The organism is Paenibacillus artemisiicola (assembly GCF_017652985.1).
GTDB lineage: Bacteria > Bacillota > Bacilli > Paenibacillales > Paenibacillaceae > Paenibacillus_Z > Paenibacillus_Z artemisiicola.
Genome location: NZ_JAGGDJ010000073.1, coordinates 1 through 16,577 on the forward strand (window position 1 = coordinate 1; position 16,577 = coordinate 16,577).

Genomic DNA, 16,577 nt, shown 5'->3' on the forward strand with positions numbered 1-16,577 from the left:
CCCCCCCCCCCCCCCCCCCCCCCCCCCCCCCCCCCCCCCCCCCCCCCCCCCCCCCCCCCCCCCCCCCCCCCCCCCCCCCCCCCCCCCCCCCCCCCCCCCCCCCCCCCCCCGCCCCCCCCGGCCCCCCCGCCGCCCCGGTGCCTGGCGTTCAGTCGTGTGCTCTTCCGGTCAGCAGCAGCCCGCCGGCGGGGCCGCGACCGCGGGCCCGCCGCTCGGCGAGCTGCTGCGGCGCATCGAGGCGGCGCCGGGCCTGACGATCCAAGGCGCCCAGCGGGAGCTGCGCCGGCTGGCGGACATCGCAAGCGGCGAGATGCCGGGCCTCGGGCAGCGGGCCGAAGCGGACGCGTTCGCGCCGCGCGCGGCCGACGCCGTGCTGAGCGAAGCCGGCGCGCGCGGCTTCGTCGAGGCGCTCGCGGCGGCGGTGGAGGAGCGGCTCGGAAGCCGGCCGGCCGCGGATGCGCCGAACCCGGTGCGCGACGTCGCGGCGTACCTCGACGCCCATTATTTCGAGGACGTCAGCCTGATCGACGTCGCGACCCGCTACCACATGGACGCCAGCTACTTGAGCAAGCAGTTCAAGGCCGTCACCGGCGAGAACTTCATCGAGTACGTGACGCGCAAGCGGATGGAGAAGGCGTGCGAGCTGCTGCGCGGCTCGGAGCTGAAGATCAACGATATCTCCGAGCTCGTCGGCTACGAGAACCAGCGGTATTTCAGCCAGGTATTCAAGAAATTCACGGGCCTGACCCCGTCGGAATACCGCGACGACGCGGCCGCGCCGGGCCCGGATGCAAAAAATTGAACATGGCGCCGACCATTTATTTTATTACGCGAAGGATGTCCGCGGCGGTACAGTAAGGGCAGGACGGAGACAGCCTCCGCCGTACCGACATTGGAGATAAAGGGGATATGCACATGAAAAGACAGCTGGGTCTCGGCTTGACCGCCCTGCTGCTGACGGCGGCGCTCGCGGCGTGCGGCAGCAACGGCGACGGCACTAGCAACGGCGGCAACGATACGGCATCGACGAATGCGAACGCGGCGGCGGGGACGGACAACGGCGCGGCAAACGGCACGGACGACGCCGCGGCGGGCGGCGATGCCTCGGAGCCGGTGACGATTTCGTTCATGCACTTCAAGAGCGACGTCACGGACGGCATCAACAAGCTCGTCGAGCAGTTCGAAGCGGAGAACCCGAACATCAAGGTGGACGTGCAGCCGGTCAAATACGACGATTACTACACGCTGCTCAAGACGAAGATGGCCGGCGGCGACATCGTCGACGTGTTCACGCTGAACGCGGGCGGCCAGACGAAGCTGTTCCACGACGGCGGCTACCTCGAAGACTTGACGGGCAAGGACTTCATGGCCAACTTCGACGCGAGCGTGCTGAAGGATCAGGCGACGGACGGCAAGAACTACATCATGCCGCTGAACGCGGGCCCGATCGCGGTGTTCTACAACAAGCAGATCTTCAGCGACCTCGGCATCGAAGTGCCGCGCACGTACGACGCGCTCATGGCGGCGGCGCAGAAGATCAAGGACGGAGGCAAGACGCCGTTCGCGCTCGGCTGGAAGGACGGCTGGACGCTCGGCATGTGGCTGAGCCGCGATCTGCCGAGCAACGTGGCGCTCGTCGACAAGCAGGCGGATTTCTTCGATAAGCTGGAGAAGGGCGAGACGAAATTCGCGGACGCCGCGTCGACGAAGACGATGATCGCGCACGCGCAGGACCTGTACAAATTCGGCAACAAGGACCAGCTCGGCGTCGATTACAACGGCGCGGTCGACCTGTTCGCGAAAGGCGAAGCCGCCATGATGTATATGGGCACGTGGCCGCTCGCCGACATCCAGAAGAAGAATCCGGACCTGTACAACTCGCAGATGGGCTATTTCCCGTATCCGTTCAGCAACGACGAGAGCCTGAACAAGCTCGAATTCAACCCGGACGCCTCCCTGGCCGTCAACAGCAAGTCGGAGCATAAGGAAGCCGCGCTGAAATTCCTGGCGTTCATGGCCAGCAAGGAAGGCGGCGACGCGTGGGTCAAGAACACGAACACGCTCAGCTACGTCAAGGGCACGAGCACGGACATCGCGCCGGCGCTCAAGGACCTGCAGCCGTACTTCGACAACGGCCAGCTGTACAACTCCCAAGCCTACATCACGACGACGATCGACTGGACGACGCAGTTCTCGCAATACGTGCAAAAGGTGTTCTTCAACAGCGCCTCGCCGGATCAGATCATCAAGGACATGGACGACTGGGTGTCCAAGAACCACAAATAACCGACGAACGGCATCGCGGATCGCCGGCGGCGCGGGCATGGGGCCCGCGCCGCTCGCGGCCCGGGGGAGGGAGTAAGGAATGCAAGCGCTTAGAAAATCGTTCAAACGCGAGATGTGGTACGTGCTGTTTCTCGTGCCGGGCTTGCTGCTGTTCACGTTCGCCGTCATCGTCCCGCTGGTTACGGGGGCGCGCTACTCGTTCTCGAGCTGGGACGGCATCTCGAGCAAGCTGACGTACGTGGGCTGGGACAATTACGTGAATGCGGTCCAGGACGCCTCCTTGTGGACGGCGCTGGGCAACACGTTTAAATATGCGATCATCATGACGGTCATCGTCAACGTCATTTCCCTGTTGTTCGCGCTGCTGCTGGACAGCTACCTGCCGCTGCGCAACCTGTTCCGGACGATGTTCTTCCTGCCGAGCGTCCTGTCGGTCGTGCTGGCGGGCTACATTTGGAGCTACAACTACAGCCAAGGGTTTCCGAAGCTGTTCGCCGCTCTCGGCATGGACGTGACGAGCCCGCTCGGCAATCCGCATTACGCGCTGTTCGGGCTGATCGTCGTCGCCGTCTGGCAGGGCATCGGCCCGCCGATGATCATCTACATCGCGGGGCTGCAGGGCATCCCGGGCGAGCTGCTCGAGAGCGCCAAGATCGACGGGGCGGGCGCCTTCCGCGCGTTCCGCAACGTGACGCTGCCGCTGCTCGCGCCGTCCATCACAATCAACATGCTGCTCACGCTGACGGGCGCGCTCAAAGTGTTCGACCTCGTCTACGTGACGACGAACGGCGGCCCGAGCTTCTCGACGGAAGTCATCACGACGTTTATTTACAAGACCGCGTTCTCGTCGTTCAAGGCCGGCTACGGCATGGCGATGTCGATGATCTTCTTCGCGGTGCTCGTCATCGTCACGGTCGTGCAGGTATCCATCTTCAGAAGACGGGAGGTGGATCTCTGATGCGAAGCGCCAAAATCATCGTGTTCGCGGTCGTGCTGCTGCTCGCCGCCGTGTTCATGTTCCCGCTGTACGTGTCGCTGCTCATGGCGATGAAGTCCGCCAAGGAGACGTTCGATTCGTTCTACGCGCTGCCCGGCAGCCTCGACTTCGCGAACTTCGCCCATGCGTGGGAGACGTCCAAATTCCCGGAAGCCATCACGAACAGCCTGATCGTCACGGTGCTGTCGGTGGCGCTGATCATCGTCGTCTCGGCGCTCAGCGGCTACGCGATCGCCCGGGGCGGCAAGCCGTTCTACAACCTCGTCTACCTGCTGTTCCTCTCCGGCATGATGGTGCCGTTCCAGGTGACGATGCTGCCCTTGTACAAGCTCGGCAAGTCGCTGCATCTCCTGAACAGCCACTGGGGCATCATGCTCATCTACGGCGGCTTCGGCGTGCAGTCGGGCGTGCTGTTCTACACCGGCTTCGTGCGCGGCATCTCGCGGGAGATCGAGGAAGCGGCGCGGATCGACGGCTGCTCGACGCCGGGCATCTTCGCCCGGATCATCCTGCCGCTGCTGAAGCCGGTCACGGCCACCGTGCTCGTGCTGAACGCGCTGTACATCTGGAACGACTTTCTGCTGCCGCTGCTCTACCTGCAGGAGAAGAGCTACCGGACGATTCCGCTGCAGCAGTACTTCTTCTTCGGGCAGTACAGCAGCGACCTCAACCTCGCCTTCGCCTACGCGGTCATGGGCATGATTCCGATCGTCGCGTTCTTCCTGTTCATGCAGCGCTTCATCATCAAAGGCATCGCGGCCGGCGCGATCAAGGGCTGATCCCGAAGGAACGCGAGGCGTCTCGACTCGTTCATGCGGTTAAACATTTAGGTCATCAAGCCGGACGGCAAAGGGCGCCAAGCCTTGCGCCGTCCGGCTTTTTCGCGTTCCGGGCCGGCTCTTGCAAAAAGTTGAACATCGGCCGCACAAAATTTTTGCTTCCTTTCCGGGTGGCGCTGAGGCTAAAATGTTCCGAACGCGCACGCGCGAATCATGCAGTCGAAATGGGGGAGCTAACATTGCCGATTCAAGTTCTGGAGCAAGCGAAGCTGTTCGAGATCCGCACGAAACGGACCTCGTATCTGTTCGGCGTCAACGGGAAGGGCACGGTGCAGCACGTCTACTGGGGCGAGCACGTGGAGGCGGCGGAATGCGCCGACTTGCTGAAGGGGCGCTCGCACAGCTCGTTCGACGCGGACGTGGACCGCGAGACCGAGGAATTCGGCGGCTGGGGCGGCAGCCACTACGCGGAGCCCGGCCTGAAGGTCGAATTCGGCGACGGCGTCCGCGACCTGAAGCTGGATTACGCGGGCTACGAGCGGACGGGCGAGGACGAGCTGACGATCCGGCTGGCCGACCGGCACTACGCGCTCCGCGTCGACGTGCACTACAAGGCGTACCCGGAGCACGACATCGTCGAGCGGTTCGTCCGCGTGCATAACGGCGAGGCGCAGCCGGTCCGCGTCGAGCAGGTCATGGCGGCCGTCTGGTCCGTGCAGGGGCTGCCGGACTACCGGATGACGCACGTGTCCGGCCGCTGGGCGGGCGAATACCAGCTGCGGACGACGGTGCTGACCGAAGGGAAGAAGGTGCTGGAGTCGCGGCGCGGCTTCACGGGCCCGCACGCCAATCCGTGGTTCGCGATCGACGACGGCCGGGCGGACGAGACGCACGGCCGGGTCTGGTTCGGCGCGCTCGGCTGGAGCGGCAATTGGAAGATCGTCGCGGAGAAATCGACGTTCGGCCATCTGCGGATCGTCGGCGGGATCAACGACTTCGACGGCGCGTTTCTGCTGGCGCCGGGCGCGTCGTACACGTCGCCGACGTTCGCGGGCGGCTTCACGGCCGGCGGCTTCGGCGCGATGAGCCGGCAGCTGCACGCGTACGAGCGGGCGCACGTGCTGCCGGCGCGCGGGCCGCGCAAGGTGCTGTACAACTCGTGGGAAGCGACCGAGTTCGACGTCCGCGCGGACGAACAGATCAAGCTGGCCCGCCGGGCCGCGGCGCTCGGCGTCGAGCGGTTCGTCGTCGACGACGGCTGGTTCGGGGCGCGCAACAATGACCGCGCGGGTCTCGGCGACTGGCAGGTCAACCCGGAGAAGTTCCCGAACGGGCTGCAGGCGCTTATCGACGAGGTCAAGGGGCTCGGCATGGAGTTCGGCCTCTGGGTTGAGCCGGAGTCGGTCAACCCCGACAGCGATCTGTTCCGGGCGCATCCGGAGTGGATCTACCGCTTCCCGACGCGCGAGGGCACGCAGCTGCGCAACCAGCATCTGCTGAACCTCGGCCTGCCGGAGGTGAAGGCGTTCGTGCTGGACTTCATGACGGAGCTTCTCGAGAAGCACGACATCGCGTTCATCAAGTGGGACATGAACCGCACCGTCACGGAGCCGGGCTCGTCCGAAGCGGGGCTGCCGGTCTGGCAGAAGCACGTCGAGCACGTGTACGAGATTTGGGCCGAGCTGCGGCGGCGCTTCCCGCGCGTCGAATTCGAGACCTGCGCCGGCGGCGGCGCCCGGATCGACCTCGGCATGCTGCGCTTCGCGGACCAGGCGTGGATCAGCGACAACACCGACGCGCGCGACCGGCTGGCGATTCAAGAGGGCTTCGCGTACGCGTACAGCCCGTCCGTCATGATGTGCTGGGTGACGGAGTCGCCGAGCGGCTTCAACGGGCGCAGCCTGCCGCTCTCGTACCGGTTCCGCAGCGCCATGATGGGCGGCCTCGGCATCGGGGCGAACATCGGCAAGTGGAGCGACGAAGAGATGGCGGAAGCGCGCGGCTTCGTCGCGCTGTACAAGGAGATCCGCGGCACCGTGCTGAACGGCGCGCTGTACCGGCTGGAGCCGCTCGGCCGCTCCAACGTGGCCGCGTACCAGTACGTGAGCGAGGACGGCGGCGAAGCGGTCGTCTTCTCGTTCCTGCAGTCGCAGCATTTCGGCGCGGCGGAGCGCCGGCTGCGCCTGCAGGGGCTGGACGCGGAGGCGAGCTACGAGGTGAGCCGGGACGGAGGCGAGCCGGTCTTGCGCCGCGGCGCGACGCTCATGGGCGCCGGCGTGCCGCTCACGCTGCGCGGCGATTACGGCAGCACGCTGCTGCGCTTGAAGCGGCTGTAGGCCGGGAACGTCCCGGACGGACAAGCGATTAGGGGGAACGAGCTTGCCCGCTTGCGGTCGCATGACGCGACCGCGGGCGGCAAGCTCTTTTTGGCGTCGGGCGCGTGGGACGCGAACTGCCGCAGGGGGGCGGCGCGCGCCGGAAGCGGGGCGCGGCCCCGGCGTGCCCACTGTTCCGGGCGGACATTCGCTCCGACTCGTTACTCCTTCGGCCAGTCACTCCGCGATGACGGGGCGCTCGGCCGGCCGATCGTTATCTTCGGCCGGCTGCTTGCGTACCTGGCTTACCCCTTCGGCGCATTGCGGTATTCCGTCGGCGGCACGCCCATCCGCTTCTTGAACAGCCGGGAGAAGTAATACGGGTCCGGGATGCCGACGGCGGCGGCGATCTCCTTCACCGTCAGGCCGGTCAGGCTGAGCAGCTGGCCGGCCTTTTGCATTTTCATCCGCAGGAAATATTCGATCGGCGGGAAGCCGGTCTCCTGGTTGAACAGGTAGATGAGATGCTGCTTGGACAGCCCGGCGTGCGCCGCGAGCTCCGGCAGGCCGACGCTCTCGCCGAGCCGTTCGGCGAGATAGCGGACCGCCCGCTCGAGATCGGAATCGCGCTTGCGGTCGCGCGCCGAGCCGCCGACGCCGAGGCCGATCCGGCCGAGCAGCTGCCCGAGCGCCTGCGAGACGTGGACGAGCACGGGCATCGAGTACGGCTTGTCCGCGAGCAGCGCGTACGCCCGTTCGAATTCGGCCGCCCAGTCGGCCTGCACGCGCGCGGGCAGCCTGACGGGGCCGGCGTCCAGGCCGTACAGCGAGACGAATTCGGCGACGTGCGCGCCTTTCAGGTGGAACCAATAGATGCTCCACGGCCGCGCGGGGTCCGCGCCGTAGCGGTGCGGCGCCCATGCCGGAATGGCCGCGAGCGTCCCTTCGCCGACCGGCTGCGTCCGGCCGTCCAGCTCGAGCCAGCCCGCCCCGGCGAAGCAGTAGATGAAAATGTGGCTGTCGCAGCCTTCCGGCCGTTCGCGGTAATGGTATTCCGCGTGCGGGAACACGCCGATGTCGCTGACGAACAGGCCGCGCGTGAGCGGGTGGCGCGCCAGCTCTTCGGTCTGGTAGGCGGGAAGCACGTACAGCTTCTGCTCGGGAAAGCCTTCGGGCTTGCGGGGATCCTCCATGATCGGGTCGCCTCGATTCGTAAAAATAAGAACATCGTGCATGATATGCCGTTATGAAAGCCTGCTGCGGCGATTTTTAATTATTGAAATCCGAATATCCTCCATTATAAACCGAATTTCGTGAATTGGAACGCGCGGCTTCGCGGCGTATTGTTAAAGCATACGAACCATCGAAGGAGGAATGCGTCTTGACGCAGCCGCAAGCGCAAGTCAAACCGGCCGTGAAGGTGTGGGAAGAGGCGGTCGCCATCCCGACGTACGGCATCGGGGAGCCGGACCGCAACCCGATGTTCCTGGAGAAGCGCGTCTATCAGGGCAGCTCGGGCAAGGTCTACCCGCATCCCGTGATCGACAAGATCGAGGACGAGAAGAAGCTTCAAACGTACGCCGTCGCCGTGCTCGAAAACGAATACGTGCGCATCGAAATCATGCCGGAGCTCGGCGGACGGATCTACCGGGCGCTCGACAAAACGAACGACTACGACTTCGTCTACTATAACCGCGTCATCAAGCCGGCGCTCGTCGGGCTCGCGGGCCCGTGGATCTCCGGCGGCATCGAGTTCAACTGGCCGCAGCATCACCGGCCGAACACGTACGGCCCGGTCGAATACCGGATCGCCGGGAACGCCGACGGCAGCGCGACCGTCTGGGTCAGCGAGATCGACCGGATGTACGGCACGAAGGTAACGGCGGGCTTCACGCTGCATCCCGGCAAGGCGTACCTGGAAATCTCGGCGCAGCTCTACAACCGGACGCCGGTGCCGCAGACGTTCCTCTGGTGGGCCAACCCGGCCGTCGCGGTCAACGACCATACGCAGTCGGTGTTCCCGCCGGACGTCACGGCCGTGTTCGACCACGGCAAGCGGGACGTCTCGCGCTTCCCGATCGCCACGGGCACTTATTACAAAATGGATTATTCCGCGGGCGTCGACATCTCCCGCTACCGCAACATCCCGGTGCCGACGTCGTACATGGCGTACAAGTCCGACTACAACTTCGTCGGCGGCTACGACCACGGCGTGCAGGCCGGACTGCTCCACGTCGCCAACCATCATATCTCGCCGGGCAAGAAGCAGTGGACCTGGGGCAACGGCGAGTTCGGCCAGGCGTGGGACCGCAACCTGACGGACGAGGACGGACCGTACATCGAGCTGATGACGGGCGTCTACACCGACAACCAGCCGGACTTCACGTGGCTGCAGCCGTACGAGGAGAAGTCGTTCAAGCAGTATTTCATGCCGTATAAAGACATCGGCGTCGTCAAGAACGCGACGATCGACGCCGCCGTCAACCTCGAGGTCGACGAGGCGACCCGCCAGGCGACCGTCATGGCGTACGCGACGTCCGTCTTCGCGGGCGCGGTCGTCGAGCTGCGCGGCGCGAAGCGCGAATACCTGAACGCGGCGGTCGAGCTGTCGCCGACGTCGACGTTCAAGTCGATCGTGCCGATCGACGACGGAGACCGCGCGCACGAGCTGACGCTGACCGTCCGCGACGCGAACGGCCGCGTCCTCGTCTCGTACCGCCCCGCGAAGCCGTCGATCGAGCAGGTGCCGGACGCCGCGAAGCCGCTGCCGGAGCCGGCGGAGCTGCGCACGAACGAGCAGCTGTACTTGGCCGGCCTGCATCTGGAGCAGTACCGCCACGCGACCTTCGAGCCGGAAGCGTACTACCTCGAAGGGCTGAAGCGCGATGCGTCCGACATCCGGATCAACGTCGCCTACGGCACGCTGCTGCTGCGGCGCGGGCTGTTCGCGGAAGCGGAAGGCCATTTCCGGACGGCGGTCAAGTCGCTGACGTGGCGCAACCCGAATCCGTACGACAGCGAAGCGCTCTACCAGCTCGGCCTCGCGCTGAAGCTGCAGGGCCGGCAGGAGGAAGCGTTCGCCGCCTTCTACAAGGCGGTCTGGTCCGTCGCTTGGCAGGACGCCGGCTACTTCTCGCTGGCGCGCATCGCCAGCGGGCGGGGCGCGTACGAGGAGGCGCTCGAGCTGTCCGGCCGCGCGCTCGTCCGCAATACGCGCAACTACAAGTCGCGCCATCTGCACGCGGCGCTGCTGCGCAAGCTCGGCCGGGCGGCCGAAGCGGCGGCCTACGCCGAAGAGACGCTGCGCCTCGACGTCGCCGATTTCGGCGCCGCCTGGGAGCTGGCGCTCGCCGCTGCCGAGCTCGGCGATCCGGTCCGCTCCGCGGCCGTGTCGGCGGAGCTGGAGCGGCTCATGCGCGGCGACGCGCACAACTACCTGAACCTTGCCGCGGATTACGCCGAAGCGGGCTTGCTCGCCGAAGCGATCGCGGTGCTCGGACGGCTCGCGCCGAGCGCGGAAGCGGACGCGTACCCGATGGTGCATTACGCGCTCGGCTACCTGCACGAGCTGGCCGGCGATGCCGGGCAGGCGGCGGCTTGCCGCCGGGCGGGACGCGCCGCGAGCGCGGACTACTGCTTCCCGAACACGCTGTTCGACCTTCTCGTGCTCGAGAGCGCGGCGCGGGCCGACGAGACGGACGGACGCGCCCGCTACTACCTGGGCAACTGGATGTACGACAAGAAGCGGCACGCGGACGCGGTCGCCTGCTGGGAAGCCTCGCGCGAGCAGGATGCCTCGTTCGCGACGGCGCACCGCAATCTCGCGCTCGCGTACTATAACAAGCTAGGCGACGCCGACGCGGCGCTCCGCTCGCTGGAGACGGCGTTCGCGCTGAACGACGGGGACGCGCGGGTGTTCTACGAGCTCGATCAGCTCTACAAGAAGCTCGGCGCCGAGGCGGACGTCCGGTTCGGGAAGCTGGAGCGCCACCCCGAGCTCGTGAACAAGCGCGACGATCTGTACCTCGAGCGCGTCGCGCTGCTGAACGCGCTCGGCCTCCACGAGGAGGCGTCCGCCGCGCTCGCCGCGCGCCAGTTCCATCCGTGGGAGGGCGGCGAGGGCAAGGCGACCGGTCAGCACGTGCTGACGCGCGTCGAGCTCGCGAAGCGGGCGATGGACGCAGGCCGCTTCGAGGACGCGGTCGCGCTGCTGAACGAAGCGCTCGTCTACCCCGAGAACCTCGGGGAAGGGAAGCTCGCCGGCGCGCAGGAGAACAACGTATATTACTATCTAGGCTGCGCGTATCTCGGCCTGAACCGCCCCGAAGAGGCGGCGGAGCACTTCCGCGCCGCGTCGCAGGGGCTCGAGGAACCGGCCAGCGCGATGTACTACAACGACCAGCCGCCGGATATGATCTTTTACCAGGGCATGGCATGGCTGCAGCTCGGCAGCGAGCGCGAAGCGAACCGCCGCTTCAACAAGCTGGTCGACTACGGCGAGAAGCATCTGCGCGACGACGTGAAGTTCGACTACTTCGCCGTGTCGCTGCCGGACTTCCTCGTGTTCGAGGACGACTTGAATAAGCGGGGCGAAATCCACTGCCGCTACATGATCGGCCTCGGGCTCATCGGCCTCGGCCGCTACGAGCAGGCGAAGGAGCAGCTGGACGCCGCGCTGCGGCTGGAAGCGAACCATCAGGGCGCGCGGACTCACCGCCGCCTGTGCGAATAGACCGATAGACGAAGCCGCGCCGCCAAGGCGCGCGGACTCACCGTGGATTGTGCGAATAGACCGATAGACGAAGCCGCGCCGCCAAGGCGCGCGGACTCACCGTGGATTGTGCGAATAGACCGATAGACGAAGCCGCGCCGCCAAAGCGCCGGCATGCGCGGCCGCCGGCCGTTCCCCTCGGGGAGCGGCCGGCTTTCCGCGCTCGCCGTCCGCTCGGGAATCGGCGCAAGGCGCTTGTCCGTGGCGGCGCATCGCCGGGCGGCTCGGGGACGGGCCGCGGCGGATGCGTCCGCATGCCTCGGAACGGCCGTCCGTTTTGGCAATGGTCGCGCTTTCATTCCCTTTCAGCCCGATTGACGCGCCGATTTCGCATAGGTAAAATGACTGTAGTTAATCCGGCAAAACGATTGAAGAGGGAAAAGGGGCAGGAGCACGTTGATGGACGCGATCGGATTGGTGTTGGAAGGCGGGGGCATGCGGGCGATGTACACGGCCGGCGTGCTGGAGTATTTTTTGGAGCAGAACGTGTACTTTCCGTATACGGTCGGAGTATCGGCCGGCGCCTGCGTAGCGACGAGCTACCTGTCCCGCCAGAAGGGCCGGAACAAGATCGTGAACGTCGACATGGTGACGGACAAGCGGTACATCTCGTGGGGGAATTACTTCCGCATGGGGCAGATGTTCGGGATGGACTTTATTTTCGACGAAATTCCGAACAGGCTGGTGCCGTTCGACTTCGGGGCGTTCGCGGCGAGCCCCGAGGAGCTCGTCGCGGCGACGACGGACGTCGTGACGGGGGAGACGGTCTTCTACCGCAAGAGCGACCCGGATTTCGACGTGTTGACGGTGCTCCGGGCGTCCAGCTCGCTGCCCTTCATCGCCCCGATCGTGGATTTCGACGGGCGCCGCCTGCTCGACGGCGGCATCTCGGATCCGATTCCGCTGAAGCAGGCGGAGAAGGACGGGATGAAGCGCAACGTCGTCGTCTTGACGCGGGACGACGGCTACCTGAAGTCGGCGAACCGGTTCGCCTGGATCGTGCGGCGCGTCTACCGCAAGTTTCCGGCGTTCGTGAAGGTCATGCTGCGCCGCCACCAGATTTACAATGGACAAACCGCGTATATTCGCGAGCAGGAAGCGCAAGGGAACGTCTTCGTCATTCGGCCCCAGCGGCCGCTCGAGGTCGGCCGGATGGAGAAGAACGCCGCGAAGCTCGACGCGCTGTACTGGCAAGGGTACGAGGACGCCAAACGGCTGCTGCCGTCGCTCCGGGCGTGGTCGGAAGCCGCGGTCGGCCGATAACGGCGGGACGCGCTGCCGGACGGGCACGACGTCCGTCAGCAGAAGCGTAAGGAAACAAGCCGCGCTGACCGCGTAGGCGGGCAGCGGTTGCTTGACGTGCAGCCGCGGCAGCAGGAACAGGCCAGTCTTCCCATAGGAGCCCCGCAGCAGCCCAGCTGCTCGCCCCGATGATTTCGCCATACCGCTCTGCCCCGTATTTTCGATATTCCGTAGATTCCGTATAGTATGGCACCGCGAAAGCCGGGTTTATCCCAGGCAGAGCCGGTTTATGCCGCCGCCATGCTCCCCTACCGATCCGGCAGCCCGCAAGACACGGTCCGCGACATTCGGTCGAGCGATTGAACGATGCGCTGGAGCATGGGCTTCGATTTGAAATACCCCCCGTGCGAAGCGGGCGTCCAGCCCAGCGGACCGGGGCAGCGCACCTCCACGTCTTCCGTGACGGCCGCGGCGTACTCGGCGTTCAAGCCCTTGAGCGGGTAGGCGATGATGTCGTCCCGGTCGTAAAAGTTCAGCCATTCCCCGATGCCGAGCGGCCGCAGCGCCGGCGCGGGCACCGAGATGGGCAAGCCGAAATGCTCGAAGCGCATCGTCCACAGCGCGATCGGGCTGCCGACGGTGTAGAAATGGGTCAGCGTCTCCCCGCCGACCAGCCGCGAACGGCAGGACCGGACGAATTCGGCCGGTTTGGGCCGCATTTTGCGATACTGCAGATCGTAGAAGTAATTGCTCGCGATGATCGTGCCGAGGCTGTGAGCAACGATGCAGAGCGGCGCGCCGTCGCCGGCCCGGCGCGACAGCCGCTGCAGCTGCTGGGCGAACCGCTCGTGGATGTCGTCGTAGATGTAATCGTGCGGGCAGGGGTCGCTTGTCTTCGGAATCGCCTGATAGGCGATGGCGTCGCCCAAATAATTGACGACGAACGCGCGCAGCTTCAAGGTCTCGTTCCACCGCAGCCGGCTTGCCGACGTCCGCTCCCAAAGCTTCTTCTCCAGCGAATCCGTGATGTCCCCCCAGTAGATGCCCTCCACGACAAGCCGGACCCGCGGATTGAGCCGCACCATCGCTTCCTGCAGCTTCTCCGCGAAAGCCGTATGAAAATCACCGGTTTGCTGCCCGATGCCGTGCACGATGCCGACCGCGATCCGCATGCCGCCGCCTCCCGAACGCAGGTCTGTTGTTCCCGTCTTCCATCCTATTCGGGCGGACGACGGGTTTAGACGCGGATTGACAAGAGCGGCGCGCGATTTTACAAAATCTCCGCAAACGCGGGGCAGGTTTCCGGGCAGATCGGTTCCGTTTCGGCTCCGAGAGAAAGCTCCGAGCGCGTCCGGCCCGGCCGATAAAATCCGCCCATTTTGCGCAACCTATGTTTTATTCGGCGTGGCGGAAGGGAATGGCAGCCATGAATGACCATTCGGTCTGGTATATCGGCCTTATCGTGATCAGTGTCGCGCTGCTCCTGTATACCTACTTCAAATCGGGCAACAAACGGAGCGTGCTGCTCTATTTCGGCATGAGCGGACTCGGCTACGGCATCGAATACGTCATTTTCATCCTGTTCGGGAGCTACAGCTACGAGCCGCGGCTCATCCGCGACAAACCGTATTACGACGAGTTGGCCGGCGCGATCGTGTCCAACGCGATGATCCTGCCCGCGATCGCGGTGGCGATCGCCGTGTTCCGCAAGGGGTGGATGCCCATTCTGGCCGCGATCGCGGCGATGTCCGCGGTGGAGTGGTTCTTTGTCCGCATCGGCATTTACAAGCATTATTGGTGGCGGACGTGGTACACGTCGATCGGCCTCGTCTTCTATTTCTGGGCGGCGAAGCTGTGGTTCGCCCGGATCATGCGGCCGCAGCGGGGGTTCATCCATGCGGTGACGATCATGATGATCCAGTGGGCGTTTACGTCGCCGCAGGCCCTCGAAATCATCTTCCTCGCAGGGCGAGCTTACAACGTGCATTGGTTCGGGAACCGGGAGCACGACAACATCGCCTTCTCTTCGACCTACTGCATCGCGATCAGCGTCTTCTTCACGGGGCTGCTTCTGCAGCGCGGGGGCATGCGCTGGCTTATCTATGTGCTCGGGCCTGCCGCGGTGCTCGGCGTCGACGGGATTCTGGCCGCTTCCGGCATTCTGCTGAGCCGGGGCTGGTGGGATTTCGCGTTCCGGTTCGTCACGATGTTCCTGATGCTCTTGGCCGGGGACGCGATCAACCGGCATCTGCGCAAAGGGCCGCCGGCGAAAGCGTGGCGGTGAGACCCGAAAAAAAGCCGGCCGCGGTCATCGAGACGAAGACCCCGCCCGGCCTTGTTCCGCGCGGGAGCTTACAGCCACCAGCCGTGCTCCTTCTCTTCGAGCGTCTCCGCGTTGACGTCGTTCCAGGCGAACGACGTCACTTCGCCGTTCAGCAGCCAGCGGGACGGGCACGTATTGTCCAGCCAGTCGAGCGGCTCGGCGGCGGGCAGCGGCTCCGCGGCCAGCTCGAACGCGCGCCGGAGCGCGGCTTCCTGCTCCTTCGTCACGGCGGACGGGGCGGCGGAGACAAACAGCGGGGTGCCGCTGCCGGCCAGCAGCCGCAGCCACCGCTCGTTCAGCGCCCACGGCACGTCCGGCGTCAGGCCGACGCAGTCCGCGTCATGGCTGTAGAAGGTGCCGTGCTGCGGCATGCGGAACGCCAGCGTGTTCACGCCCATGTAGCGCGTGCGCTCCCACCAGCGGCCGCTCGTGTCGTCGCCGGTGCGCTGAATCTCGAACAAGCCCGCGGACAGATGGCTGAACGTGTTGCAGCCGATGACGTCGGCTTGGCCGGACGCTTCGGCGATCGTCCGGTACAGCGCCAGCGTGATCTCCGCGGTCGTCCGGGACCGGTCGCGGAACGACGGCTTCAGCGAGTGCGGCCGCGACTTCATCGTGAAGCCCCATTGGCCGAGCAGGTCGTACGAGGTGAAATCGTGCTTCAGCAGGTCGATGCCCCAGCCGGCCATCGCGGCGACGGACGCGCGCACATGCTCCAGCACCTCCGGCACGCTCGGGTCGAGCACGTGGCCGCCGCTGCCTTCGTAGCGGATCCAGTCCGCGGGCACGTCCTCCGCCGTCAGCAGCGGGCGGCACCACAGGCCGGGCTTGACGCCGGCGGCCTTCATGTCGTCGATCAGGCGCGCCATGTCGGGGAACTTGGCGTTGCCGACCCACGGTCCGCCGTTGCACGCGCCGCCGCCGCTGACGAGCTGCCAGCCGTCGTCGATGACCATGTACGGCCGGTTCGTCGGATGGGCGGACAGCGAGGACATGAACCGCGAGTCGGCCAAAATTTCCTCGTGCGAGCTGTTGCCGTACGCGTAGTACCAGTTGTTGCCGCCGTAGACCGGCTGCTTCGGCAGGACGGGCCGGTCGCACAGGAGCCGGCAGAACCGCCGCGCCGCCTCGAACGGGGAGACGCCCTCTTCGCCGGGATCGTGCAGCAGCTCGGCGACGAGCAGCTTCCGCGCGCCGAGGCGGACGCCCTCGGCGCCGCTCGTCACGTCCGCCGTGAACGTAATGCCGTCGGCGTCGAGCTGCCAGTAGCAAAACGCGTTCGGGCCGGTCTTCACCCCGAAGCCCGCCGTGCGCGCGCCGTCATGCCGCAGGAAGTACCACGGCAGCACCCGTTCCGGCACGATGCCGCGCCATTCCAGCTCGCCGTAGCCGCGCTCCCAGTGGTCGCCCAGGATAAGCGGGCGGCCTTCCTGCTTCGCGTTCCAGCGGAGCTTGAGCTGGCGTACGGCATGCTCCGGCGCCTCGAGCTCCAGCGCGAACGCGCCGCCGGATTCGGCGAGAGAGACCGCCAGCCCTTTGGCCGTCCAGCGGCCGCCGCTGCCTCCGAGCGCCCGCCAGCCCTCTTCCGACCGCGCCAGCACGGCGTCCGGCGCTCCCAATCGCATGATAGCTTCCATTTCGCTTCCTCCTTTATAATAGGGACAATGACATCAGTATAGCCGGGCGCGGCCGCGCGATGAATAACTAACCGGGTCGTAAACGGCGGCAATTATTAACCAACTGAGACATCGGGACGAAGGGGCGTGCGTACGGTGGCGGAAAACCGAAAAGCCGCGGGCCGGGCGGGAACGGCGGCGGGAGCGACAGCGGCGGGCGGCGCGGGAGCGGCGGGGATCGCGGGCGC

Annotated in this window: 11 protein-coding genes; 8 read left to right on the top strand and 3 right to left on the bottom strand. The window is 65.9% G+C overall.

The features are described from left to right. The 5 genes from I8J29_RS31760 to I8J29_RS31780 form a co-directional block, all read left to right on the top strand. A partial coding sequence (locus I8J29_RS31760; protein WP_208851284.1) for a helix-turn-helix domain-containing protein occupies positions 1-802 on the top strand: 802 nt, incomplete at its 5' end. Between the two features lie 113 nt (positions 803-915). Next, a complete protein-coding gene (locus I8J29_RS31765) occupies positions 916-2,286 on the top strand; it encodes an ABC transporter substrate-binding protein (protein WP_208851285.1) in 1,371 nt (456 codons plus the stop codon). 79 nt (positions 2,287-2,365) lie between these two features. Continuing rightward, positions 2,366-3,244: a carbohydrate ABC transporter permease gene (locus I8J29_RS31770; protein WP_208851286.1), complete on the top strand. Its 879-nt coding sequence runs from the start codon at positions 2,366-2,368 to the stop codon at positions 3,242-3,244. Then, positions 3,244-4,062 (top strand): carbohydrate ABC transporter permease, encoded by an 819-nt coding sequence (locus tag I8J29_RS31775; RefSeq protein ID WP_208851287.1) that lies wholly within the window; start codon positions 3,244-3,246, stop codon positions 4,060-4,062. The genes I8J29_RS31770 and I8J29_RS31775 overlap by 1 nt, the downstream gene beginning before the upstream one ends. Positions 4,063-4,301: 239 nt before the next feature. Beyond that, positions 4,302-6,398, top strand: coding sequence for an alpha-galactosidase (locus I8J29_RS31780; RefSeq protein ID WP_338113324.1), 2,097 nt, complete (start codon positions 4,302-4,304; stop codon positions 6,396-6,398). A gap of 284 nt (positions 6,399-6,682) precedes the next feature. Here the strand turns inward: I8J29_RS31780 and I8J29_RS31785 are convergent, their stop codons facing one another. Further along, the gene (locus I8J29_RS31785; protein ID WP_208851289.1) at positions 6,683-7,570 is read right to left on the bottom strand and encodes an AraC family transcriptional regulator; all 888 of its coding nucleotides are present in this window, start codon (positions 7,568-7,570) and stop codon (positions 6,683-6,685) included. Between the two features lie 188 nt (positions 7,571-7,758). On the opposite strand from I8J29_RS31785, the gene I8J29_RS31790 reads away from it, so the two are divergent. Next, entirely contained in the window at positions 7,759-11,109 is a 3,351-nt protein-coding gene (locus I8J29_RS31790) for a DUF5107 domain-containing protein (RefSeq protein WP_240546629.1), read from the top strand. 435 nt (positions 11,110-11,544) lie between these two features. Beyond that, positions 11,545-12,411, top strand: coding sequence for a patatin-like phospholipase family protein (locus I8J29_RS31795; RefSeq protein ID WP_208851290.1), 867 nt, complete (start codon positions 11,545-11,547; stop codon positions 12,409-12,411). A gap of 287 nt (positions 12,412-12,698) precedes the next feature. Here I8J29_RS31795 and I8J29_RS31800 read toward each other — a convergent pair whose 3' ends face one another. After that, positions 12,699-13,562 carry a chemotaxis protein gene (locus I8J29_RS31800; RefSeq protein ID WP_208851291.1) on the bottom strand — a complete coding sequence of 288 codons (864 nt, stop codon included), beginning with the start codon at positions 13,560-13,562 and terminating at the stop codon, positions 12,699-12,701. A 254-nt stretch (positions 13,563-13,816) separates the two neighbouring features. On the opposite strand from I8J29_RS31800, the gene I8J29_RS31805 reads away from it, so the two are divergent. After that, complete coding sequence (locus tag I8J29_RS31805) at positions 13,817-14,674, top strand: hypothetical protein (protein ID WP_208851292.1); 858 nt, start codon at positions 13,817-13,819, stop codon at positions 14,672-14,674. A gap of 68 nt (positions 14,675-14,742) precedes the next feature. On the opposite strand, the gene I8J29_RS31810 is transcribed toward I8J29_RS31805, so the two are convergent. Continuing rightward, on the bottom strand, positions 14,743-16,350 hold the full coding sequence (locus I8J29_RS31810; RefSeq protein ID WP_208851293.1) for a hypothetical protein: 1,608 nt from the start codon (positions 16,348-16,350) through the stop codon (positions 14,743-14,745). Between the last annotated feature and the right edge of the window lie 227 nt (positions 16,351-16,577).

Bases quoted from the DNA above. Each gene is read 5' to 3' on its own strand.
- I8J29_RS31785 (WP_208851289.1), bottom strand. From the start codon at position 7,570: ATGGAGGATCCCCGCAAGCCCGAAGGCTTTCCCGAGCAGAAGCTGTAC.
- I8J29_RS31765 (WP_208851285.1), top strand. From the start codon at position 916: ATGAAAAGACAGCTGGGTCTCGGCTTGACCGCCCTGCTGCTGACGGCG.
- I8J29_RS31775 (WP_208851287.1), top strand. From the start codon at position 3,244: ATGCGAAGCGCCAAAATCATCGTGTTCGCGGTCGTGCTGCTGCTCGCC.
- I8J29_RS31805 (WP_208851292.1), top strand. From the start codon at position 13,817: ATGAATGACCATTCGGTCTGGTATATCGGCCTTATCGTGATCAGTGTC.
- I8J29_RS31810 (WP_208851293.1), bottom strand. From the start codon at position 16,350: ATGGAAGCTATCATGCGATTGGGAGCGCCGGACGCCGTGCTGGCGCGG.
- I8J29_RS31800 (WP_208851291.1), bottom strand. From the start codon at position 13,562: ATGCGGATCGCGGTCGGCATCGTGCACGGCATCGGGCAGCAAACCGGT.
- I8J29_RS31770 (WP_208851286.1), top strand. From the start codon at position 2,366: ATGCAAGCGCTTAGAAAATCGTTCAAACGCGAGATGTGGTACGTGCTG.